The organism is Micromonospora sp. NBC_01796, assembly GCF_035917455.1.
Taxonomy (GTDB): domain Bacteria; phylum Actinomycetota; class Actinomycetes; order Mycobacteriales; family Micromonosporaceae; genus Micromonospora_G.
This window is the reverse complement of the sequence record NZ_CP109078.1, coordinates 7,503,901-7,527,044: the sequence shown is the minus strand read 5'-3', so window position 1 is coordinate 7,527,044 and position 23,144 is coordinate 7,503,901. Positions and strand designations below refer to the sequence as shown.

General features: G+C 69.6%; 17 protein-coding genes. 11 read left to right on the top strand and 6 right to left on the bottom strand.

The annotated features are described in order from the left end of the window. The first annotated feature begins 12 nt into the window (after positions 1-12). The 5 genes from OIE47_RS33375 (at position 13) to OIE47_RS33355 (ending at position 9,763) form a co-directional block, all read left to right on the top strand. A complete protein-coding gene (locus OIE47_RS33375; RefSeq protein ID WP_326558519.1) occupies positions 13-3,885 on the top strand; it encodes a phosphodiester glycosidase family protein in 3,873 nt (1,290 codons plus the stop codon). A 172-nt stretch (positions 3,886-4,057) separates the two neighbouring features. After that, complete coding sequence (locus OIE47_RS33370) at positions 4,058-4,954, top strand: hypothetical protein (RefSeq protein WP_326558518.1); 897 nt, start codon at positions 4,058-4,060, stop codon at positions 4,952-4,954. 96 nt (positions 4,955-5,050) lie between these two features. Further along, positions 5,051-5,482, top strand: coding sequence for an effector-associated constant component EACC1 (locus OIE47_RS33365; protein ID WP_326558517.1), 432 nt, complete (start codon positions 5,051-5,053; stop codon positions 5,480-5,482). Between the two features lie 53 nt (positions 5,483-5,535). Continuing rightward, on the top strand, positions 5,536-8,379 hold the full coding sequence (locus OIE47_RS33360) for a caspase, EACC1-associated type (RefSeq protein ID WP_326558516.1): 2,844 nt from the start codon (positions 5,536-5,538) through the stop codon (positions 8,377-8,379). A gap of 25 nt (positions 8,380-8,404) precedes the next feature. Further along, positions 8,405-9,763, top strand: a complete 1,359-nt coding sequence (locus OIE47_RS33355) for an extracellular solute-binding protein (RefSeq protein ID WP_326558515.1) — start codon at positions 8,405-8,407, stop codon at positions 9,761-9,763. A 224-nt stretch (positions 9,764-9,987) separates the two neighbouring features. Here OIE47_RS33355 and OIE47_RS33350 read toward each other — a convergent pair whose 3' ends face one another. Continuing rightward, positions 9,988-11,154, bottom strand: coding sequence for an FG-GAP repeat domain-containing protein (locus OIE47_RS33350; protein WP_326558514.1), 1,167 nt, complete (start codon positions 11,152-11,154; stop codon positions 9,988-9,990). A 110-nt stretch (positions 11,155-11,264) separates the two neighbouring features. Further along, positions 11,265-11,720, bottom strand: a complete 456-nt coding sequence (locus OIE47_RS33345; protein ID WP_326558513.1) for a carboxymuconolactone decarboxylase family protein — start codon at positions 11,718-11,720, stop codon at positions 11,265-11,267. A gap of 78 nt (positions 11,721-11,798) precedes the next feature. Between OIE47_RS33345 and OIE47_RS33340 the strand changes: the two genes are divergently transcribed. Both OIE47_RS33340 and OIE47_RS33335 read left to right on the top strand, forming a co-directional pair. Next, positions 11,799-12,629 carry a sigma-70 family RNA polymerase sigma factor gene (locus OIE47_RS33340; protein WP_326558512.1) on the top strand — a complete coding sequence of 277 codons (831 nt, stop codon included), beginning with the start codon at positions 11,799-11,801 and terminating at the stop codon, positions 12,627-12,629. Positions 12,630-12,716: 87 nt separating this feature from the next. Continuing rightward, positions 12,717-13,445 (top strand): class I SAM-dependent methyltransferase, encoded by a 729-nt coding sequence (locus OIE47_RS33335; RefSeq protein ID WP_326558511.1) that lies wholly within the window; start codon positions 12,717-12,719, stop codon positions 13,443-13,445. A 34-nt stretch (positions 13,446-13,479) separates the two neighbouring features. Here the strand turns inward: OIE47_RS33335 and ligD are convergent, their stop codons facing one another. Beyond that, positions 13,480-14,457, bottom strand: coding sequence for a non-homologous end-joining DNA ligase (gene ligD / locus OIE47_RS33330; protein WP_326558510.1), 978 nt, complete (start codon positions 14,455-14,457; stop codon positions 13,480-13,482). 116 nt (positions 14,458-14,573) lie between these two features. Further along, on the bottom strand, positions 14,574-15,110 hold the full coding sequence (locus OIE47_RS33325) for a MarR family winged helix-turn-helix transcriptional regulator (RefSeq protein WP_326558509.1): 537 nt from the start codon (positions 15,108-15,110) through the stop codon (positions 14,574-14,576). Between the two features lie 103 nt (positions 15,111-15,213). On the opposite strand from OIE47_RS33325, the gene OIE47_RS33320 reads away from it, so the two are divergent. The 3 genes from OIE47_RS33320 (at position 15,214) to OIE47_RS33310 (ending at position 20,542) form a co-directional block, all read left to right on the top strand. Beyond that, complete coding sequence (locus tag OIE47_RS33320) at positions 15,214-17,520, top strand: LLM class flavin-dependent oxidoreductase (protein ID WP_326558508.1); 2,307 nt, start codon at positions 15,214-15,216, stop codon at positions 17,518-17,520. Positions 17,521-17,553: 33 nt separating this feature from the next. Continuing rightward, positions 17,554-18,093, top strand: coding sequence for a cupin domain-containing protein (locus OIE47_RS33315; RefSeq protein ID WP_326558507.1), 540 nt, complete (start codon positions 17,554-17,556; stop codon positions 18,091-18,093). Between the two features lie 142 nt (positions 18,094-18,235). Continuing rightward, positions 18,236-20,542, top strand: coding sequence for a low temperature requirement protein A (locus tag OIE47_RS33310; RefSeq protein WP_326558506.1), 2,307 nt, complete (start codon positions 18,236-18,238; stop codon positions 20,540-20,542). 32 nt (positions 20,543-20,574) lie between these two features. Here OIE47_RS33310 and OIE47_RS33305 read toward each other — a convergent pair whose 3' ends face one another. After that, positions 20,575-21,177, bottom strand: a complete 603-nt coding sequence (locus OIE47_RS33305; RefSeq protein WP_326558505.1) for a CGNR zinc finger domain-containing protein — start codon at positions 21,175-21,177, stop codon at positions 20,575-20,577. An 84-nt stretch (positions 21,178-21,261) separates the two neighbouring features. Between OIE47_RS33305 and OIE47_RS33300 the strand changes: the two genes are divergently transcribed. Further along, positions 21,262-21,804, top strand: coding sequence for a hypothetical protein (locus OIE47_RS33300; RefSeq protein WP_326558504.1), 543 nt, complete (start codon positions 21,262-21,264; stop codon positions 21,802-21,804). Between the two features lie 126 nt (positions 21,805-21,930). On the opposite strand, the gene OIE47_RS33295 is transcribed toward OIE47_RS33300, so the two are convergent. Continuing rightward, the gene (locus OIE47_RS33295) at positions 21,931-23,115 is read right to left on the bottom strand and encodes a lactonase family protein (protein ID WP_326558503.1); all 1,185 of its coding nucleotides are present in this window, start codon (positions 23,113-23,115) and stop codon (positions 21,931-21,933) included. Between the last annotated feature and the right edge of the window lie 29 nt (positions 23,116-23,144).

Below are 23,144 nucleotides of genomic sequence, written 5' to 3'. Positions count from 1 at the left end.
GTCACGCCGTTGGTGGGCGTGCTCGCCACGGCGGTCACCCTGCTGGCGGCGCCAGCGGTTGCGGAGGCCCATCCGAGCCAGTCGGACGCACCCGTCACCGGCGGGCTTCCGCTGGTCAACACGAACGAGAAGATCGGTCCGGGAATCGGTCTCCAGCACATCAAGGCGCTGGATCAGAGCGGTTGGTACGACAGCCAGTTCCTGACGGTGGACCTGTCGAACAGTGCGGTCAGCACGGATCTGCTGACCGCGGGCCCGGTCGCGTCGGGCGGCCCGTTGAGCGTCGCGGCCAACAAGGCGGGCGCCGTGGCCGGCGTCAACGGCGAGTTCTTCGACATCGGCAACAGCAACGCGGCGCTCGGTGGCGAGATCCAGAACGGCGAGTTGCTGAAGACGGCCGACATCGGCGGACGGCAACACGTCGGGGTCAGCCGGGACGGAATCGCTCAGCTCGTTGACCTCGCGGTCGACTCGAGCGCGAACTTCGCCGGTACGGATCACCAGATCCTTTCGCTCAATGCCGCCAACGGTGCCGGGGTACCCGTTGACGGGCTGGTCGCCTTCACCCCGGTTTGGGGAACCTACAGCCGCAACCGCGGGTTCACCGGGGTCGACGCCAGCCGGATCGCCGAGGTCCTCGTCTCCGGCGGCAAGGTCGTCTCCGTCGCGCCGACCGGACCGGCAGGCTCGGGCGCGATCCCGGACGACAGTTTTGTGCTCGTCGGTCGGGACGCCGCGGCGACCGCGCTGCGCGCGCTGCAGCCGGGCGACCCGGTCGCGCTGACGTACTCGCTGTCGAACGACGTGGCGAAAACGATGAAGTTCGCCCTCGGTGACGGCGGGACGATCGTGTCCGGCGGCAAGGTCGTCCCCGGTCTGGACACCTCGATCGCGCCGCGTACGGCACTCGGGTTCAAGGACGGTGGTCGCACCCTCGTACTCGCCACCTGGGATGGTCCGGGTGGCACCGGCAAGGGCGGGGTCGGCATCGACAAGGAGGCGCGCGACCTCGCCGCTCTGGGGGTGGAGACGGCGGTCAACCTCGACGGCGGTGGCTCCACGACGATGGTCGCCCGTGCGCTGGGCGGCACCGACGCGACCGTACGCAACGTGCCGTCCGACGGCCAGGAGCGCAACGACCCGAACGGCGTCGGGGTGTTCGTCGCACCGGGCGACGGCAGGCTCCACCAGCTCCTGATCAAGCCGGCCGCAGCAGGGCTGTCCGGCGACGGGGATGTGAAGGTCTTCCCCGGGCTGCACCGCACCCTGCTCGCCCAGGGGCTCGACAACCACGAGACCCCCGTCGCGGTGAATCCGAAGTCGGTCGGTTGGCACGCCGTCGGCACGACCGTGAAGTCCGGCGTGCTGCAGGCCCCGTCGCGCGCTTCCGGCTCGATCTCGGTCACCGCCACCGTCGGCCGTACGGTCGCCTCGACCAAGGTCGACGTGCTCGGCAAGCTCGACAGGGTGGAACTCTCGACCGGTCGCCTCTCCATCGCCGACGTCACGCCCGACGCCGCGGCCACGGTGAGCGTCACCGGCCGGGACGACCAGGGGTACACCGCTCCGATCGACCCGGCCGACCTCACGCTCGACTACGACCACAGTGTCGTCGACGTCCAGCCGTCCGCCGGCAAGCTGCAGATCACGCCGCTGAAGGCCGCCGGCACGGTCCTGACCATCTCCGTCGCGGGCAGATCGGTGCAGTTGCCGATCACGATCGGCGTGCAGAACCTGTCGGTGTACGACTTCGACGACGACGTACTCGCACGGTGGCGCAACAACAGCACCGCGGCGACCACGTTCGCCAAGGACCCCGACGGTCTCAAGATCGACTTCGGTGCGATGCGCAATGTCGGCATCGCCGCGACCTCCGCGGACAACCGGGTGACGGTGCCGGGTCAGCCGCTGCGCGTACGCGTACGGATCAAGTCGAGCATCGCCGTGCCGAGCGGGCTGACCTACCTGGGCTACAGCGACGCCAACGGCAAGGGTTCGGGAATCTACGGTACGGCGCTGGTGGCCAGCGACGACTGGCAGAACGCCACGTTCACGCTGCCCGCCAACACGGTGTTCCCGATCTCGATCTCGAGCTTCCAGGGAATCAACACCAGCGTGCCCCAGCAGCACGCCGGTACGTTCGTCCTCGACCGCATCGAGGCCGACGTCCCCACGTCGATCGAGCTTCCGGCGCAGGCCGACCTGCTGTCGGACCCACTCGTGTCGACCGACGGTTCGCTGCCCCGGGGCGCGGGCACCTGGACCTTCGCCTCGTTGTCGGACGTGCAGTTCACCGCGGACAACCCGGGCCTGGCCGAGGTCGCCCGTGCCGCTCTGCAGCGGATTCGCCAGACCGGGCCGGACCTGGTGATCCTCAACGGCGACATCACCGACCGCGGCCTGCCGCAGGATCTCGCGTTGGCGCGGCAGGTGCTGACCGACGCGGGGTGCGATCTGATCCCGGTCGGACAGGAGCCGGCCGAGCACAGCACGCCTGACCCGCGTACCGGCAAGGTGCCCTGCTACTACGTCCCGGGCAACCACGAGTCCTACGGGCTGAACAACACCCAGTCGGACCTGTCGGCGTTCAAGGCCGAGTTCGGGCAGCCGTACCGGACGTTCGATCACAAGGGCACCCGGTTCATCCTGCTGGCCAGTTCCCTGGGCACGCTGCGCGGCACGGCCTGGGAGCAACTGCCGATGATGAAGAAGGCGCTCGACGACGCCAAGCGTGACCCGTCGGTACGCAACGTCGTGGTGGCCGCCCACCACCCGGTGGACGACCCGGCCGAGACGAAGTCCAGCCAGCTCGGTGACCGTGACGAGGCGGCACTCGTCGAGAAGCTGCTCACGGACTTCCGCGACCAGACCGGCAAGGGGGCGGTCATGTTCGGCTCCCACGCCCAGATCGCCGACGTCCACCGCGTCGAGGGTGTCCCGTACGTCGTGCTGCCGTCGTCGGGCAAGGACCCGTACGGCACGCCGGACCGGGGCGGTTTCACCGGTTGGGTGGACTGGTCGGTGGACAGCCGGCGCAACGCGGACCAGCAGTGGCTGGAGGCCGACGTACGGGCCTTCGCGCAGTCGATCACGCTGAACGCGCCGGAGACGCTCGACCTCGGCAAGGCGGCGCAGCTCAGCGGCAGCATCGTCCAGCCCCAGGGAGTCTCCACCGGCTCGCGCGTCGTACCTCTGCGGTACCCGATGTCCGTGCACTGGAGCGGATCGTCGAGCCTGGCGATCGGCACCGGCGCCGAGGCTGTCGCCGATGCCGGCCGCGCCGGCAAGGTCGCGATCCTCGACCCGCAGACCCGGACGCTGACCGCACTGCGCCGCGGTTCGGTGACGGTCTCCGTGACGAACGATTCGATGCGGCAGTACACCGACGGCGCCTCGCTCGCGCCGGTCACCACCTCGAAAACCATCCAGGTCGGGCCGCCGGCCGCCGCCGGACCGAAGTTCTCCGCCGAGACCCCGGTGTTCACCGCACAGCCGGTGGGTCCGATCGGTCAGGTGCGGAGCGTCACCGTCACCAACACCGGCGACAAGGCGCTGCAGATCTTCTCGACCGACGTCGAGGGGACGAGTCCGGAAGCGCGGGACGTGTCCCGTGCCGATCGTGACCGGGACGTGTTCCGGGTCGACCGTGACCAGTGCTCGGGCCGCACGATCGCTCCGGGCCACACCTGCACCGTGTCGGTGCGCTTCACCCCGACGCGGCCGGACGTGACCTCGACGGCGTCGCTCGTCTTCCGCACGAACACCGTCGAGCGCCGCGACTCGGTCGCGCTGAGCGGAACGAGCACCAAGTTCCGGTGGTGGAGCTTCGGTGGAGACGGTCCGGCCCGGTACCTGAGCCCAACCGGCTCGCCGCTGGACGATTAGTTCCGGACACGGGCCGTCATCGGCTCGCGGACCAGCACCGGGGTCGGGCGCTGAATGCCCCGACCCTGGTGCTGCTCCACCCGGCACAGCCATGATCGAGGTCGTCAACCGGACCGGAACGCGTCGACGCTCGGCTCGTTCCGGTCGCGGAACGGACGGTACGCTCCCCGCCGTGGCCGACACACCGACAACCGACGGCGAAGCTCCTACCACCGCGTTGCTGGAACGTGTGCTGGCCGAGGCAGCCGAAGTGCTGATCATCGAGTCGTCCCCGGACGAACTGCGGCGCACCGACGCCGCCCGGATCGTGGTTTCCGGAAGCGAGATCGCCGATCTGGCCCGGCTGCTGGCCATCGTGGACGGCGGCACCGGCGACCACTGCCGGTGCAGGGGATGGCCGACGATCCTCGTGTCGGACCCGTCCGGCCGCGAACTCGCCCGGTGGACCCTGCACCACCAGACCGGCCTGAGGGGCCTCGGTAATTGCGACGCCGAGCTACGTGACGGTCCCGGCCTGACCGACTGGCTGGCCGACCACGGTTTGCGCCGGTCGCGGGAGGTTCAGCAGTTGTTGGCCCGTCGAGCGGCTGACGACGAGGAGCGTCGCACCGCCTGGGTGCACGCCGCGCCGCAGCCCCTCGCCGAGGCGGCCGAGGCGGTGTCGCTGCGAGAAGCCGGCGCGGAGGAAAGACTCGCCGACCTGGCGGCCCGGGTGTACCCCGATGCCGGCGAACGCATCCGAAACCTCGTCGCCTGGGCCGGCTTCCCACCTCGCCGGACGAGCGCGGACGGAACGAACGGCACCCCCTGGTACGAGCTCACGCCGCAGCGCATCCTGCTGGCCGAGCCAACCGAGGCGATCTTCGACGGGTTGACGTCGGCGACGCTGAACCCGAACCAACTCGACGGCGCCGCGGAACTGTTCACCTCCCTCGAATGGACCAGCCCGCAGCGGGCCGACATTCCGGAGGCGCTGAGATCTCTGCTCGTCGAGCACGTGGCCGCGACCGGAACCGATCCGATGAAGTTCCGGATGCGCCACGGGTACGGCGCCAAGCCGATCACCTGACCTCAGCGCTCGCGGCTTTGGTCCGATATCCGATGAAGACGACAGTTATGCCGTCGGGGCTGCCGATGAATTGTTTCGGCGTGTTAATTTCTATTGATGTCCACCCCGGCACTGGTGACCATTTCCGGCATCGACAACGTATCGGCCGACGACTTCCGTTCACTGCGGCTGTGGTTGCTGGATGCCGACGAACTACCGGGTCCGGTGGAGCTGCGGCAGCAGGAGCCGGCCCCCGGCGAGTTGGGCGGGGTCACCGACGCGGTCGTGGTCGCCCTTGGCTCAGGCGGCGCCGGAGCCCTGCTCAGTGCCGTTGTCTCGTGGATCCGGCACCGGACCACGGACCTCACCATCAAGATCGATCACTCGGACGGAACCAGCATCGAGCTGACCGCCGACCGCCTGCGCGGAACCGACATCACCCAACTCGGCGCGGAGATCGACCGGCTGACCCACCGGCTGACCCCGACCGATGCCGCCGCCCCGTCCGCCGTCGAACCGACGCGCGAGCCGGACCGGACGACACGCTAGGCCCGTTGGGTCGGACGCCGTACCCCGCGCCGATCCGAGGGTGTCTGGAAGGCATGATGATGGTGGACCCCGGGGGGCCGACGAAGAGCCGCCGCGACGACAGACACGGTGGACTCGCGGACGCCGTCGTCCTGCTCTGCGGCACCGGCCGGCACGAGCCCGGCTCCAACCTGCCGGACGTACCGGCGATCGCGGCGACCCTGGCGGATCTCAGCCAGGTCCTCGCGATGCGCTGCGGGGCCCGGAAGATCACCGTGAAGCTGGACCTGGCCACTCCGATGGACCTGGGCGAGGCGATCAGCGACGCCGCCCGCCGGGCCGAGGACATCCTGGTCATCTACTACGTGGGCCACGGCCTGGTCAGCGCGTCCGGCGACCTGTTCCTGGCGGCCCGACAGACCAACTCCCGCCCGCATCGACTGGCACACACCGCTTTCCCGTACCGCGTCCTGCGCCAGTACGCGATGGAGAGCCGGGCGCGATCGAAGATCGTCATCCTGGACTGTTGCTTCTCCGGACGGGCGATCGGCACCCTCGGTGCCTCGACACAGATCATGAACCTGACCGCGATCGAGGGAGCTTTCGTGCTCGCCTCCGCCGGGCGCGAGGAGGTCGCCCTCGCACCCCACGGAGCCAGGCACACCGCGTTCACCGGCGCGCTGATCAAACTCCTCACCGAAGGCGACCCGAGTGGTGCGGCCGAGATCACCATCGAGTCCGCGTACCAGTATCTGAGCTGGTCGTTGCCGGCCGCCGAGTACCCCAAGCCACGGCGGAGTGTCACCGGCCGGGCCGGCGACCTGGTGCTCGCCACCAATCCGGCGCGTACCGGGAACCAGCCACCGCAACGGCGACGCCCGCCGGTGGCCCCCCGGCGGGCCCGGTGGCCCTCGGTCCTGATCGCGGCGGCGGCCGGCGCCGCGACGGTGCCTTTCCTGGTGTCGGGCCGGCACGGCGGCGGCTGGTTCGAGCTCCCGCCGGGCGTACGCGGCGAGTTGTTGCGCAGCGTTTGGGGGACCCTGTTACTGATCCTGGTGTGCCTGTTCGCCGCGCTCGCCGCGGGTCGCCCGATCGCCCGCCTGATCGGCCGGCTCGGAATCCACTTCGGCTGGCGACGGCTGACCCGGCTACGGGTGGCGCTGGTCGCGGCGCTGGCGTTCCTGCTCGCCGTTGCCCTGGGAGTTCCCGCCCTGGACGCGGCCGCGGCCGGTCAGGTCTGGTTGGCGACCTGTCCGCCCGCGAGCCAGTTGCGGGTGCTCACCACGCCCGAGGGGTACGTGCCCACCCGGCAACTCGCCGAGGCGTTCGAACTGGACACCGCCCGGGACAACTTCGACTGCCCGGAGATCCGGGTGCTGGTGTACGCCGAACCGCGCGGGCAGACCGTGACGGCGCTCGGTCGTGGCTGGAGCGACGACGACCGGCAACGGATCGGCCCCCGGCCGGACGTGTGGTTACCGGATTCGACGGTCGAGCTGCGACTGGCGGAGGAGGAGGCCGAGACGACCGGCACCGCGCTGCCCGTCGTCACCGCCGAGGTCCGGTCGGTGGCGTCCACCCCGCTGGTCCTCGGGGTCGCCGACCGTCAGGTGGTGCCGGCCGGGTCGGTCGAGGGCCTCCCGCTCACCGGTGCGAGTTGGCCGAAGCTCCTCGACAGCCTGGAGTCGCTCGGCTGGGGTGTGATCGCGCCGGACCCGGCGGCGACGGTCGGCGAACTGGCCCGGCTGGCTCTCTACGCCGCCGCGGCCGGGGATCCCGAGCGCGGGGTCGCGCCGAAGACACCGCTGAGGGTGGAGCGGTACGTCGGCAACTCCTACGACCGTGCGGGGTACCCACCCGAGGCGGACATCGCTCGGCTGCTCTGCGTACCGGAACGGAGCGCCCGGGAGAACGTCGCGTTCGTCCTCACCGAACAGTCCCTGGCCCGGTTCAACCAGGGTGCCGCGCTCGGTACGACGTGCGCCGGCTCGCCGCAGAAGCTGCCCGGCTCCGACCAGCTCAAGGCGTTGTACCCGGCCAGCACTCCGGTGCTCGACCATCCGTTCGTCCGGCTGGCCTGGGACAACCTGAGTGCCCAGCAGACCGGCGCGGCGAGACGTTTCGGCGCCTGGCTCGACACGGCGGCCGGACGGAGCGCGTTGACCGCCATCGGATTGCGTCCACCGGAGGCCGAGACCGGCTCGGAGGCCGAGCCACTGGCGCCGATCTCCACCGAGTACGGCGTACAGCCCGGGGCCGGGATCACCGCCATGGCCGTCGCACCGGAACAACTCCGGTCGACCCGCGACACCTACGCCGAGGTGCACCGCCCCGGTCGGGTGCTGGTCGCGCTGGACGCCTCCGGCTCGATGACCGCCCGTGGGCCCGACGACCGCCGGTTGTGGGACTCGGCCGTCGGGGGAGTGACCGATTCGGTGAGCCTGATGGGCCCACGTGACTCCTTCGGGGTCTGGTCCTTCCAGGGCGAGGGGACCGGTGGGATCCGTCGGCTGGTGCCGATCGCCCGGCCGGACGGTACGGCCGGGGAGAAGACCCGGACGGCGACGAGCGCGGGGCTGGCCACCGTCACCCCCGGTGGGCCGGCGCCGCTGTACAGCACCATCGTCGAAGGCATCAAGACGGTCGGGCGGACCACCGAGGATCAGGTGACCGCGCTGGTGATCGTGACCGACGGCCAGGACGACAATGCCAGCCCGATCAGCGCCGGCCAGTTCGAGGCGGCGGTCAGGGACTCGGGGGTACGCGTGTTTGCCCTCGCCGTCGGCACGACCAGTTGCCGGGCCAGGGAACTGCAGCGGATCACCGGGACCACCGGTGGGTCCTGCCGGGAGGCTACGCCCGGCACCATCCGCGAGGAGCTCGCCACGATCTTCGAAGCATTGTGGGAAACCCGGTGACGGCCGGCTCAGGAGCGGAGGACAGATGAGTTCGCGTACGCGCACCGCCGCCGATGCCACCCGGAGTTGGGCCCGGGCCCATCCCGGTCTGTCCGGACTGGCTTTCGCGGCACTGGGCCTCACGGTCGGTCTCGTGCTCGGCATCGCGGTGCCGCCGCTGTTCGAGCCGGACCAGGACCTGGAGCGCGGGATCCTGCGGCTGCTGACCAGCGAGGACGAGAGCGAGGGCGGCCAGCGCGGCAAGCTGATCAAGCAGTGGGACGATGCCCACCCGGATCAGGAGGTCAAGCTGGTGACCGTCTCCCGCTCGCCGGACAAGGCACACAGCGAGATGCTGAACCCGATCGAGCAGGTGGACGTCTACAACCTGGACGTCACCTGGACCGCCGAGTTCGCGGCCACCGGGCGGATCCAGTCGCTCGACCCGGAGAGCCTGGAGCGACGCGGGCTGCTTCAGGGATTCCTGGCGGAGCCCCGGAAGACCGCCGAGTACGACGGCCGGCTCTGGGCCCTGCCGTTCAACACCGATGCCGGGCTGCTCTACTACCGCACCTATGACCGGAAGAACCCGGAGACGCCGGGGCAGCGGTGGCCCGATCCGCCGGAATCATGGGCGGACATCCAGAACCGGGGTGAGGAGGCGCTGAACCCGCAGGATCCGCAGTACGACCCGAAGCTGGAGGCGGGCTACGCCTGGCAACTGGTCGACGACGAGATCCTGACGGTGAACGCGTTGGAGGCGATCTGGTCCACCGGGGGCGAGGTGGTGAACGCTGACAACCAGGTGGTGCTCGATTCCACCGCCGCCGAGGAGGGGCTGCGCCGGTTGAAGGACGGGCTGGCGGTCGGCGGCAAACCGCTGGTGCATCCGGATTCGGTCGACTTCGACGAGAAGGCGACCACCAACGCGTTCGCCGAGGGTCGGCTCTTGGCGATGCGGAACTGGCCGGTGGCGTACCGGGACCTGACCTCGGTCGAGGCCGCGCAGCGGGTGGATTTCGAGGTCGCCGCGGTGCCCGGGCGCAGCGTACTCGGTGGCCAGAATCTCGCCGTCGCCAGCGGCACCCGGATGCCGAACGCCGCCCGAGACCTGATCGAGTTTCTCACCGGCGAACGCAGCCAGCAGATTCTCTTCGAACACGGCGGGTTCGCCGCGACCCGCCGGATCGTCTACCTGGATCCGAACATCGCCGAACGGTACGGCTACGCGGATGATCTCCTGCGGGCGATCGAACGGGCCGGTTCCCGGCCGGTCACGCCGCACTACATCCTGTTCAGCAAGGTCTTCCGGGACGTGGTGCACCAGGCGCTCGACGGTGACGGCAAGTTCACCGAGGACCACGTACGCCGGTTGACCGACGCCCTGCACGGCAAACAGACCTGACGGGGGTCAGCTGCCGGGCACGAGCTGATGGGACAGATGCACCAGGCGCAGGTTATGACCCTGGCGGCGATTGCGGCGTCCGTACAGCGGGCGTCCGGTGCGACGGTGACTGCCGTCGCACCGGACGCCCGACTGTTGGTCGGTACGCGGGCCACCCGGTCGAGAGAATGGTTACATTGCGGTGCTTATGTGGCAGCGGACCGGTGGCAGGCAGGTGCAACCCCTCAACGTTGGAGCAGGAGCACCAACTTGGTGTACGCGACGCTCACGACGTCGAGCTTGCCGTCAGCGTTCAGGTCGGCGATCGCCAGGCCGTCCAGCGCCGATCCGATGCCGTCGGCGTCGTTGATCCGGTAGCCGCCCAGCGCGCCACCTGCCTGTTGCACGGCGATGGTCAGGGCCAGCCAACTGTTGTGTGCCACGACCAGGTCGGATCGGCCATCGCCGGTCAGATCACCGATCGCCATGCCGGACGCCAGGTCGTACGCCGGGTACGCCACCGGTGTTGTCGTCAGCCCGCCGGCCTGCTGGGCGAAGACGTTCACGGCACTGTTCGGGCGGTTGGCCGCAGTGGTCATGACCAGGTCGGTACGTCCGTCACCGGTGAGATCGCCGACCGCGGCTCCACCGCCGGCCCAGCGGTAGCCGTCGGAGTCCGGAGCGACGAGGTGGGTCGTCGCCGGACCGAACGTCCCGTCCGGTTGCTGCAGCCGCACCCAGGTTCCCTTGCCGTAGAACTGGGCGATGTCGGGGCGGGAGTCACCGTTGAGGTCCGCCGCGAACACTTGTCCCCACGGCGCTCCCGACTCGAACGGACCCGTGACGGAGGTGGCGGTGCCGAACGTACCGGCCGGCGTCTGCCGGTAGATCAACACCGTCCCCTGGTACGCCGACGCGATGAGGTCGAGGCGCTCGTCACCGGTCACGTCCGAGAGCGCGACATCCTCCGCGCCCGTGCCGACAAGGGTGGGCCCGGTGAGCTGGCCCGACCTTTGATAGAAGACGTCCACCCCGGCCGAGGTGGCGAGCGCGGCGTCGATACGTCCGTCGCCGTCGATGTCGCCCACCGCCAGCCGAACGTCCCGGTCATCGCCGTGCCCGACGATCCGCCGGGGCGTGCCGTACCGGTGGTCGGGCTGCTGGGCGTAGACCAGCAGCGAGCTGGTCTCGGTGTTGTCCGCTGCTCCGACCCCGACCACGATGTCGGGGCGTCCGTCACCGGTCACGTCCGCGACGGCCAGGGTGTTGGTCGTGGTGAAACCGGTGGAGATGTACTGCGCCGGCAGGAAGTCACCGGTGCTCGCTGTCGCCGTCAGTGTCGGCGATGCCGCGGTCACGGCCACCACCGCCGCGAGCACCGTTGACGCCTGCCGTACCCCGTTACGATTCACGTCGTCCCCCATTGATAGCCGTAAACGTCAGGACCGATTGCCCCACCGCCGGGGCGGGGAAACGACCCCGTGCGTGGCCCGACAGTCTGCTCTTCGAAATCCTGTCCCCGTCAGCCTCCCAGCGACCCCGCCACGGCCCGGGTTGCGGCGTTGAGCCGGTTCCAGGTGTTGATCGACGCAATCGTGATCACCAGGGCCGCGAGTTGTTGCTCGTCGTAGTGCTTCGCGGCCTCGTCCCAGACTTCGTCCGGCACGGCATCGGCGCGGTCGGCGAGCCGGGTCGTGGCCTCGGTCAGCGCGAGTGCGGCCCGCTCGGCGTCGCTGAAGTAGGCCGCGTCTCGCCAGCCCGCGACCGTGAAGAGTCGTTCGTCGGGCTCGCCGGCCTTGCGCATGTCCGCCGCATGCATCTCGAGGCAGACGGCGCAGCCGTTGATCTGGCTGGCGCGCAGGTGGATGAGGTTGCGGGTGGACTCCGGCAGGGTGTCCCCGGTAGAGCTCGACAGGGCGATCAGAGCCTTCATCGCCGCGGGGAAGACCATGACCGGGTGGTTGATCCGTGCCTGCATGACTGTTCTCCTCGTGCTGTCACATCGGCGGGTTCTCGTGGGTCATGGGTATGACCCGACACGACGGAGGAATGTGACATGGTTCCGGAGGAAGTTCCCGAGGCAGGTTCCGGGCAGGTTTTCGAGCAGCACCGGCCCCGGCTGCTCGCCATGGCGCATCGGATGCTCGGGTCGGGTAGCGAGGCCGAGGACGCGGTGCAGGAAACGTGGCTGCGGCTGTCCCGGTCGTCCGCCGCGGAGATCGGGAATCTCGGCGGTTGGCTGACCACGGTTGTGGCGCGGATCTGCCTGAACATGCTGCGGTCCCGGCGCCACGAGCCGTTCGACGTCGAACTGGTCGCTCCCGACGATCCCGAGCAGGAGGCCGTGCTCGCGGACGAGGTCGGGTCGGCGATGCTGGTGGTGCTGGAGGCGCTGACGCCGGCCGAGCGGCTCGCGTTCGTGTTGCACGACATGTTCGCGGTGCCGTTCGAGGACATCGCGGGGATCGTCGGTCGAACGCCCGCCGCCACCCGGCAGTTGGCCAGCCGGGCACGACGGCGGGTGCAGCAGACCCCGGTGCCGATCCCCGACCTGGCGGTGCAGCGGGTCGCGGTCGACGCGTTCTTCGCCGCGGCCCGGGATGGGGACTTCGATCGGCTGGTGGCCGTCCTCGATCCCGACATCGTGCTGCGGCCGAGCGTCTCCGTCGTGGTGCACGGCGCGACCGAGGTGGCCCGCAACGCCATCATGTTCGCGGATGCGTCGGCCCAGCTGAGACCCGCCGTGGTCAACGGCGGCGCCGGGGTTGTCGTCGTACGGCACGGGAAGCCGTCCTCCGTCATGCGGTTCACGGTCGTCGACGGCCGGATCACGGAGATCGACGTGGAGACGTCCGCCGAACGGCTGCGGAGGATCGTGCTTCCGTGAACCGTGGATCGCGACGGGTCGGACGCCTCGACGCCAGTCGCGGGTAATCGTGCTGCGCGACGTTCGGGCTCCACCTACGGTGGGCGCGTGGCTGATCCGATCTTCGCCGAGCGCCGTCTGGCGCGGATCTACGACCCCCTGGATCCCGACCGCGGTGACCTGGAGGCGTACGCGACCATGGTCCGGGAGTTCGGCGCGCGCAGTGTCCTGGACATCGGCTGCGGTACCGGGACCTTTGCCTGTCTGCTCGTCCATCAGGGCGTGGACGTGACCGCGGTGGATCCGGCGGCGGCGTCGCTGGAGGTCGCCCGGACCAAAACCGGCGCCGATCGGGTGCGTTGGGTGCACGGGTACGCGACGGATCTGCCCCCGTTGCAGGTGGATCTCGTGACGATGACCGCGAACGTCGCCCAGGTTTTCCTGACCGACGACGACTGGGGCGCGGCGCTGCTGGCGGCGTACGCGGCGCTGCGTCCGGGGGGACGGCTGGTGTTCGAGACCCGCGACCCGACCGCGAAGGCGTGGTTGGAGTGGAACCGCGATCGGTCGCACCAGGAGACGATCATCGCGGGTGTCGGCGCGGTCGAGACGTGGGTCGACGTGGTCGACGTCAGCGGCGACCTGGTCTCGTTCCGCTGGACCTTCGTCTTCACCTCCGACGGCGCGACGCTGACCTCGGACTCCACCCTGCGGTTCCGTCACCGCGACCAGGTGACCGCATCCCTGACCGCTGCCGGCTTCCTCGTCGGCGAGGTACGACAGGCACCGGACCGGCCGGGCCGCGAGATGGTCTTCGTCGCACAGCGCCCCGAATGACCACGGGCCATCACTCTGCCGCATCCGTCTCGGCTCAGGTGTCGGTCCGTGGCCGTCTGACCTCGTCCGGTTCCCGATCGGGCCGTAGCCCTCGCCAGGACGCGTGCCGGAGCCGCCCGTCCGGGGTGACGGTCCGGTAGACCACCTCACCGACCAGGCTCGGCTCGATCCAGCGGGCGTTCTTCGCGTCCGCCGACGGCACCGGCGCGGCGAACGGCGCCCGGTCCCGCTCCAGCGGTCGTAGACGCTTGCCGAGGTCCTCCAACATCGCATCGGTGAAACCCGTACCGACACCGCCGACGTAGACCAGACCGGTGGGCTCGTTGATCCCGAGCAGCAGTGAGCCGACGAGGCCGGCACGTCGTCCGGCACCCGGTTTGTACCCGGCGACGACCACCTCGGTCGTCTGGATCAGTGCGGTCTTGCGCCAGGCCGGCGACCGCCTGCCGGGCTGGTACGCGGAGTCGACCCGTTTCGAGACGACCCCTTCGAGCCCGCGCTCCCGCGCCGTCGCCATCACCGGGTCCGGGTCGCCGTCGAACACCGGGGGGACCGTGACCCGCTGATCGTCCAGGCCGAGTTCCTCCAACGCGGCCCGGCGCCGTGACCACGACTGGTCCACCAGCCGGGTCCGGCCCAGCCGCAGCAGGTCGAAGACCACGTACCGGACCGGAGCCGACGCGATCAGGGATGCGCTCGGCGCCTGTACGTGCATCCGGCGCTGCAGTGCCGAGAAGCTCGGCGCACCGTGCCGGTCCAGGGTGACCAACTCGCCGTCCAGCACCCCGGTCCGCCCGCCGAGCAGGGACGGCAGCACCGCGATCTCCGGGTACGCCGAGGTGATGTCCCGGTCGTTGCGGGAGAACAGCCGCAGTCGTCCACCGCGCTCGGCGTACGCGACGGCGCGCACCCCGTCCCACTTGAACTCGTACGCCCAGCCCGCCTCTTCCGGCAGGTCACCGGCGGTGGCCAGCATCGGCCGGATCAGTGTCGGCTGCCCCGTCACGCCCACCAGCCGAGCATGGTCCAGTCGGCGCCCGGGGGCGGTGACTTTGGGGCAAGTGAGGATTCCTCCGGCTCCGATCCAGGACGGCCGGCGCTGCGCGGTCGGGGAAGAACGGGGGCGGCTCACTGCCGACGGCGCCGTACGCCTTCCTGCCCGAGCGCGTCTTCCACGGCAATGCACGGGTCTGTCTCGGGTGCCGCGGTGTGGATGGCGTCCGCGGCTCGTTCGGCGGCGTCGCGAAACGCGTCACGTTGCTCATCGGGGAGCCCGCCGAGGACAACTTCCTCGGCCTGCGCCACACGACGTTCGGCATCCGCCAGCGCCCTGCGGCCCTTCGCGGTCGCGACGATCCGGCGGGCGCGCCGGTCACGGGGATCGAGTTGTCGTTCGATGAGAGCGGCGTTCTCCAGATCGTCGATGACGTACGTCAGGACGCTGCGGTCGATCGCGAGGCGGGCCGCGAGGGCGCTCTGCGTGGGCACATCCTCGTGTACGACCACGCCGAGGATGTGGTAGCCACGGCTGCCGTGGGGGAGGTCCTGTAGCGACTCCTCGACGTGCTCGTGCCATCGCCGCAGCACCATGCCGAGAGACCAGCCGAGGTTCGTCCCCCGCTGGTGGGTGTTCGACGGTTCGGCCTGGTTCGGCTCGGCGGCCATGTGTCCGAGCGTACAGGATGTGTTGTGGTCTCTATGTGTTGTCGAGCAGAACATCTTGTGTCTAGACTTGATGTCAGGCAAACGATTGGTGCGGAGGTGCACGATGCCCGACTACGGCCACGAACTCCTCTTCGGGGCGTTCATCACGCCCGGTGCACAGGCGCCGGAGGAGGCGGTGGCGCTCGCCGAACTGGCGGAGTCGGCCGGACTGGACCTGGCCACCTTCCAGGACCACCCGTACAACCCGGCCTTTCTCGACACCTGGACCCTGCTGAGCTGGGTCGCCGCCCGGACCGAGCGGCTGCATGTGTCGGCGAACGTGCTGAACCTGCCGCTGCGCCCGCCGGCGATGCTGGCCCGAGCGGCGGCCAGCCTGGACCTGCTGTCGAGCGGCCGGTTCGAACTCGGGTTGGGCGCCGGGGCGTTCTGGGACGCGATCGAGGGGATGGGCGGCCGGCGGCTGACCGCCGGCCACAGCGTGGAAGCGTTGAGCGAGGCCATTGACGTACTACGCGGCGCGTGGGACGTCTCGACACCGGGACCGCTGCGTCTCCGGGGGGACCACTACTCCGTGCCGGGTATGCGCCGGGGCCCCGCTCCTGCCCACGACATCGCCATCTGGCTGGGCGCGTACAAGCCACGGATGCTCGCCCTGACCGGATCGAAGGCCGACGGCTGGCTGCCGACACTGGAGTACCTGCAGTCCCCTGACCGGATCACGGCCAACCGCATCATCGACGACGCGGCTGTCGAGGCCGGGCGCGACCCGCGACAGATCCGCCGGCTGCTCAACCTCTTCCAGGTGGGCTTCGCCCCGGGCGATCCCGGCTTCCTGCAGGGGTCACCCGAGCAGTGGGTCGAGCAACTCCTTCCGCTGGTGATCGAGGAGGGATTCAGTGCGTTCCTCGTCGGCCGCGACGACCCGCGGATCATCCGGACGTTCGGCGAGGAGGTCGCGCCCGCGCTGCGGGAGGCCGTCGCCAAGGAGCGCAAGGGGAGTGGGACCGCGACGGGGCCGGTCCGTACGGCGGTCGTCCTGGCCAAACGTCGGGCCGGCATCGACTACGACGCGCTGCCCGCTTCGCTGGCCGGCAAGTCCATCGAACCCGGTGACCCCGGGTACGAGCGGGTCCGTCACAGCTACAGCCGGCAGGGATCGCCGGCACTGGTGATCCGCCCAGAGGGTACCGGCGACGTGATCGAGGCCCTGGCCTACGCGCGGACGCAGGACGTACCGCTCGCCGTACGCAGCGGGGGGCACGGCATCAGCGGCCGGTCGACGAACGACGGCGGAATCGTCGTTGACATGTCCGGGATGGACAGGGTGGAGGTGCTCGACCGGGCGGCCCGCCGGGTCCGGCTGGAGCCGGGCGCCCGGTGGGGACACGTCGCTTCGGCGCTTGCTCCGTACGGCTTGGCGATGAGCTCGGGTGACTACGGCGACGTGGGCGTCGGTGGCCTCGCCACCACCGCCGGCATCGGGTACCTGGCGCGCCGGTACGGCCTGACCATCGACCACGTCGTCGCGGCGGAGATCGTCACCGCGGACGGCAGCCTGCTCCGCGTCGACGAACACCAACACCCGGACCTGTTCTGGGCGATCCGCGGTGCCGGCGGCAACTTCGGCGTGGTCACAGCCCTCGAACTCGAGGCGTACGAGGTCGGCGACGTCGTCTACGCCCAACTGGTCGTCGACGCGACCGATACCGCTGACCTGCTCCACCGGTGGGGTCGGCTCGTCGAGGACGCACCACGGGAGATCACCAGCTTCCTCTCCCTGTTCCCCGGTCGCCGCGGTAGTCCGCCGATGGCCCAGGTCACGCTCGTCTACGCGGGAGACGACGTCGAGGCGGCGCAACCCGCCCTGAGCCCGTTCCTGGAGATCGGGCCGATCCTCGACCAGCAGGCCCAGCTCGTGCCGTATCCGGCGATCGTCGCACCGCCGGGAAATCAACATCGCGGTCAGGGATTGGCCGACACCCACAGCGGCCTCCTGCACCACATCACACCACAGGCGGCGGAGGTCATGGCATCCATGATCCGCTCCGGTGACGTGATGATCGTGCAGTTCCGCTCCGTAGGCGGGGCGGTCAACGATGTCGCCCGCGACGCCACCGCCTATCCGCACCGGAGTCAGAACTTCTCGGTGCTCGCCGCCACCGTCGCGGAACGGCGGTCCCGGCTCGACAAGCTCTGGGCCGGCCTGTACGAGCACCTCGACGGCATGTACCTGAGCTTCGAGTCGGACACCGGTCCGGAACGGCTGCTGGACGCATTCCCCGAGCCGACCCTCGGCCGGCTGCGCGCCATCAAGGCGACCTACGACCCCGACAACGTGTTCAACCGCAACTTTCCGATCCCACCGGCGACATCGTCGGAAGGGTCGAGTTCAGCACCGCAGAGGAAGTAACAAAACCGCCCCATAGAGAAGGCAGGCAATGTCATGAACCTGGATCTTCCACTCCCGGACAAGAGTGACCCGATCTGGACCGCCGCCAACGGTTTTGTCGTACGCAGCTCCGAGGGAACAACCAAACTGGTCAACGGTGGACACGAGACGTTCAGCGTCAAGGTCAGTGGGAAGGAGACCGACGGTAGGCTCAGCTTGATGGAGGGTGAGGTCTCGCCCGGATTCGGTAACCTTCCCCATGCCCACGGCGCCGAAGACGAGGCTTTCCTGGTTGTGTCGGGCGAGTTCAGGTTCATCAACGGCAATCAGACCATCGACGCCGGGCCCGGTGACTTCGTCTACATCCCGCGCGGCACGCGTCACGGTTTCAAGAACCTGAGTACGGGGCCGTCCAAGCTGCTGGTTTTCTACACCCCGGCCGGTGCGGAGGAGTTCTTCCTGAAGTACGGGGAGGACCCGGACCCCTCGGGCAAGCTGCCGCCGCACTGGACCGAGGAGAAGTTCTCCGCACTCGCGGAGGCGCTTACGGCCCACAACATGATCCTGCTTCCCGACAGCGATGACTGGAAGTAGCGCGGGCATCGGGGGCTCCGGCGGGAAATGGTGAATATCCTTCGCGCTGAGTTCCCGTGTCTGCCCATCGATTGGTAACGGTCCGCGCCGGTCTTTCCACATGGTACGAATATGGAAGGACCGGCGAGACGGATGAGCTGTGGTGGAGACAGGGGTAGAGCGGCTCATTCGAAAACCAGGGCCGCGAGAGGTCTCCTTCCTCGAACTCTTCTTCGATCTGGCCATCATCTTCGCGCTCATGCAGCTCTCGCAGCGACTGCTGCACGGATTCGGCTGGGAGAACAGCGTACGGACGCTGATCCTCGTGGCGGCGGTCTGGTGGATCTGGGTGGCGGCGGTCCGGACGGCGGACTGGTTCGACCCGGGCGAGCCGTACGTGCAGTGGATCATCACAACGGTGATGTTCGCCGGGCTGGTGGTGGCCGCCGCCGTCCCCGGGGCCTTCGGCGACCACGGCATCGTCTTCGCCGGTGCGTACGTGGTGATCCTCCTCGGCCGGCACCTGGCGATCATCCGGGCCCTGCACAACCATCCGCTGCAGATCCGCTCGGTACGGGCCGCCATCTGGTTCGGTGCGGGCGGGATCCTCTGGGTGACGGGAGCACTGCTGCCCACCACACCGCGACTGATTCTGTGGTCGGCGGCGGTGATCGTGGACTACGTGGGTGTGGTGCTCGGCTGGCCGGTGCCGGGCCTGGATCGGGTCCCCGGCGCGCACCTGAGGATACTTGGTGACCACATCGCCGAGCGCCACCGGCAGGTCTTCATCGTCGGGCTCGGGGAACTCATCCTCGCCGGCGGCACGACCCTCGCCCAACAGCGACCCGACGGCGTCCGTACGGTGGCCTTCGCCCTTGCCTTCGTGAACGCGGCGCTGATGCTGTGGAGCTATCTCGTGCCGCGCGGACTCGACCTCGCGGAGGTGCTCAACCGGCGCCCGCCCTATGTCTCGGTGCTCTGTTCCTTCGCGCACGGGCTGATGATCGCCGGAATCGTCGTCACCGCGATGGCCGACGACGTGCTGATCAGACAGCCGCTGGGAAACACCCCGGACGAGTGGTCGGCCGCCCTCATAGCCGGGCCGTTTCTGTACCTCGCCGGACGGACAATGCTCGTCTCGGTGGTGTTCCAACGCCCTGTCTGGCGGGCGCCGGCCGGAATGCTGATCCTGGCGGCCATGTCACCGATCCTGGTCACCCTGCCGTTACTGGGTGCGGCAGCCGCGGTCAACGCGGTGCTGCTCGGCGTTGTCCTCAGCGCCCGGATCGGGGAACCCGCACGACGTCGCCTGGGCAGTTTGCAGGAACGGCTTCTCCACAGGCGTGGCCGCCCCCGGATGGCTTCCTTCCACGAACTCTTCTTCGATCTGGCCCTGATCTTCGCCCTGATCCAGATAACGCGGCGACTGCTGGACGACCTCAGCCTGACCAATGCCGCGCAGACCACGGTCCTCTTCGCCGCGATCTGGTGGATCTGGGTCGCGACCGCCTGGTCCACCGACTGGTTCAACCCGGACGAGCCCTACCTGCAACGCCTCATCATCGGTGTGATGTTCGCCGGACTGCTCATGGCGGTTGCCGTCCCCCGTGCCTTCGCCGAGAACGGTCTCCTGTTCGCCGGTGCGTACGTCGCGATCAACGTCGGCCGAGGCCTGACGATCCTTCCCGTCCTGCGGGGCAACCCGCTCCAGAAACGTTCGGGCCGGGTCCTCATCTGGTTCAGCGTCTCGGCCGTGCCGTGGCTGGTGGGCGCCTTCCTGCCCGCCGGGCCCCGATTGGTCCTGTGGACGGTCGCCGTCACCCTGGACGGCGCCAGTGCCTGGTTCGGCTGGCCGGTACCCAGACTCAGCCGCATACCGGAGAAGCATCTGCGGGTGGTCGGCGAGCACATCGCCGAGCGCTACCGCCAGATCTACATCGTCGCCCTGGGCGTCCCGATCCTCGTGAGCGGCCTGAGCTACAGCGCCTCGGGCTTCGACTACGTGCGTACGTTGGCCTTCGCGATCGCCTTCGCGGGCGCTGTTCTGCTGTTGTGGATCTATGTCCTTCCGCTCGGGCGGAATCTCGAGACCGTGGTCGACACCAACGCCCCACGGGCCGCCATTGCCGCCTCCTACTCCCAGGGGATCATGATCGCGGGAGTGGTCGTCATAGCGGTCGGCAACGCACTACTCATCCGGCAACCACTCGGCGAGACCCGTACGGCGTGGTCGGTTGTCATCGTCGGCGGGGTGGCGCTGCACCTCATCGGGCGGATTCTGCTCACCCTGGTGTTCAACGCCCGCCGACCGTGGCGCGCGTTCGCCGCGCTGCTCGCGGTGGCGGCCATGGCACCCGGTCTGCTCGTCGCGCCGCCCCTCGTCGTGGCGAGCGCGGTCAACGTCGTGCTGGTTCTCGTCGTCCTCGCCTACCGACGTCTCAGCCGTCCGGCCCCATCCGCGCCCGCCTGACGGACCGGGCCGCGCGCTCGGCCGCGTGGAACCTAGCGGCGGCTGGCGTAGGTGCGTACCTTGGCGCGGTTGCCGCAGACGGCCATCGTGCACCATCGCCGTCGCCCGCGGGGGTCCACGAACAGCCAGCCGCATTCTTCGCCGGGGCAGGCGCGGACCTGGGTGCGGGCCGGTGACGTCAACAGGTCGGCGGCGGCGGTGGCACAGGCGAGCAGGGGGAGCGCGGGGCCGATGCCGGGCGGCGGTGCCCACCGGGCCACCCCGTCCGGGTCGGCCTCGAGTACGGCGGCCCCGGCCGCCCGCTGGGCCTGGGCGGCGACCACGTCGAACGCCGCGCCGTCGGCCGGATCGAGCAGTACGTCGTGCAGCGCGGTGCGCAGCGACCGGACCTCGGTCAGCACCTCGTGTGCCGCGACGTGCTGTTCCCGGGCGACCGCGCGCAGTCGGGGCACCACCGTCGGGTCGAGCAGTCCGGCGTGCCCGGCCCAGACCGCGAGGTGGTCGAAGTCGTGCAGCCACTCCCGTCGTGGGTCCGTGGGCTCGTCCCAGCCGGCCCAGGTGTTGCAGAGTTCCAGCGCCGGATGCCCGGCGAGCAGGGCGGGCAACCGGTAGCCCTCGACCTCGATCCAGTGCACGGGCTCAGTATGCCTTGACTCCCCGCCGTTAACCAGTAATCCTCTCCACACCGGTTAGTCGCCGAGTACCGGTTAGGGGATGTCATGGGTTCGCGTACGGTCAAGCGGCTTCTGGTCGGGTTCCTCGCCGTTGCCGCGGTGGTGGCGCCCGGGGTGCCTGCTTCTGCCGGTGCCGGTGGCTACCACCCGGAGCCGTGGCGCACCTGGATTCAGGAGGAGTGGACCAGCGAGCCGGGCCGCTACTGCTCCTTCCCGCTCGGTGTCCGGGTGGTCGCCCAGGACGTACGGGTCCGGGTCGCCGCCCGCTACCCGAAAGGCGCCGTACGGCGGGAGGAGTTCACCGGCCCGCTCCTCGTCGACTTCGTCAACGTCGACACCGGACAGTCGGTACGCCGGGACGCGGGCGGTTCCGGGGCGGCCGAGTACCGGCCGGACGGAAGCTGGATCCGCTACACCATCCTCGGCCCGGCCGGCTTCGGGTTCCGGCCCGGGGACCACTACCCGCGTGGCTACTACATCCTCGACGGCCTGCACACCATCACCTTCGACCCGGATGGCACCCGTCGGATGGCGATCGCGATCGGTCGGCAGGACAACGTCTGCCACGCCCTGGGCGACCCGTCCTGATCGAGGCGCTGCCAAGGGGCTGGAATTCGACGCCGACCACCCGGGGTCCCGAGTGCTGTCGGACGATTCGGGCGGCCGTCGCGGGCCCCGGTCGTGGACCGGGGCCCGCGGTGTTCGGTGCGTGGGTCAGGAGGCGGCGATGCCCTCCATGCCGGTGCCGTTGGCGAACTGGGGTAGTCCGTCGACGGTGGTGATCAGGGTGAGGGATCCGTCGTCGTTGACCCTGTAGCCCTGGACGTTGCCGGCGGCCGCGTTCTGGACGTAGAGGATCCCGTCCGCGGTGGTCATGTCGATCGAGCCGCCCCCGGTGTCGACGGCGATCGCGGCGACCAGGATGAGGTTGCCTTCGTCGTCGACGGTGTAGGAGCTGATGGTGGAACTGCCGGCGTTGGCGGCGTAGAAGTACTCGCCGACCTGCTGGATCCAGCAGGTGGCGGTCTGCCCGTTCGGGACCGACGGGCCGTTCGGCGTGACCGTACCGTCACCGCTGACCTGGTAGCGGGTGACCGCGTTGGTGCCCGACTCGGCAACGAGGAGTTTGCCTTCGTCGTCGAAGGTGAACCCGAAGGGTGTGCCGGGGTCGGGGTTGCTGGTGGGTTCCTTCGACAGGCTGCCCTTGTCCCCGATCCGGTAGGCCTCGATCGTGTTGTTGCCCTTGGTGGTGACGAGCACGAACCGGCCCTCGGGGTCGACGCCGACCTGGGCGGGCGCGGTGGCGAACGCGGGCGGGTTGGCGTTGACCAGGTCCAGCGACCGGCTCGAGTCCTCGATGCGGTGAAGCTTGTCGTTCTCCACCCGGAACCCCTGGACGGCGCCGGCGCCGGCGGCGTTGAGGACGTAGACCAGGTCCTCGTGTACGGCGATGCTGACCGGCAGGAGGCCACCCGACCAGGTCACGTCGAGAAGTTCGAGTTTGTCGCCGTCGACACGGAAGACGCTGACGGTGTTGCTGCCGGCGTTCACGGCGAACAGCAGGCCGTCGGCGTAGATCAGCGATCCCTGCGAGGCGAGTGCGTCGACCGGCGGGCCGATGGTGGCGCCACCGAGGCCACCGGTCTGGTACTCGCCGGCCATGGTGAGCACGCCGTCGTCCCCACGGTCGTACACCTGGATCGTGTTGCCGAGGGGCTTGTTCGTCTGGACGAAGACCGCGCCGTCCTCGCCGTCTTTCCCGTGGTGGCCGGCGCCGTCCCAGTGCGAGCCGTCCCAGGCCGGGCCGTCGTCGCGGGCGGAGTACGCGGGCGCGGAAGCGGCGAGACCACCGGCCAGCGCGCTGAGTACGACCGCAGCAAGAATCCGCTTTCGGAGCATGAGTCATCCCTCTAACGCTCGAAACGTGA

Excerpts from the sequence above, each read along its gene's own strand:
- OIE47_RS33365 (WP_326558517.1), top strand. The coding sequence starts at position 5,051 with ATGTCCACCCCGGCACTGGTGACCATTTCCGGCATCGACAACGTATCG.
- OIE47_RS33360 (WP_326558516.1), top strand. The coding sequence starts at position 5,536 with ATGATGATGGTGGACCCCGGGGGGCCGACGAAGAGCCGCCGCGACGAC.
- OIE47_RS33355 (WP_326558515.1), top strand. The coding sequence starts at position 8,405 with ATGAGTTCGCGTACGCGCACCGCCGCCGATGCCACCCGGAGTTGGGCC.
- OIE47_RS33345 (WP_326558513.1), bottom strand. The coding sequence starts at position 11,720 with ATGCAGGCACGGATCAACCACCCGGTCATGGTCTTCCCCGCGGCGATG.
- OIE47_RS33340 (WP_326558512.1), top strand. The coding sequence starts at position 11,799 with ATGGTTCCGGAGGAAGTTCCCGAGGCAGGTTCCGGGCAGGTTTTCGAG.
- OIE47_RS33325 (WP_326558509.1), bottom strand. The coding sequence starts at position 15,110 with ATGGCCGCCGAGCCGAACCAGGCCGAACCGTCGAACACCCACCAGCGG.
- OIE47_RS33320 (WP_326558508.1), top strand. The coding sequence starts at position 15,214 with ATGCCCGACTACGGCCACGAACTCCTCTTCGGGGCGTTCATCACGCCC.
- OIE47_RS33315 (WP_326558507.1), top strand. The coding sequence starts at position 17,554 with ATGAACCTGGATCTTCCACTCCCGGACAAGAGTGACCCGATCTGGACC.
- OIE47_RS33300 (WP_326558504.1), top strand. The coding sequence starts at position 21,262 with ATGGGTTCGCGTACGGTCAAGCGGCTTCTGGTCGGGTTCCTCGCCGTT.
- OIE47_RS33295 (WP_326558503.1), bottom strand. The coding sequence starts at position 23,115 with ATGCTCCGAAAGCGGATTCTTGCTGCGGTCGTACTCAGCGCGCTGGCC.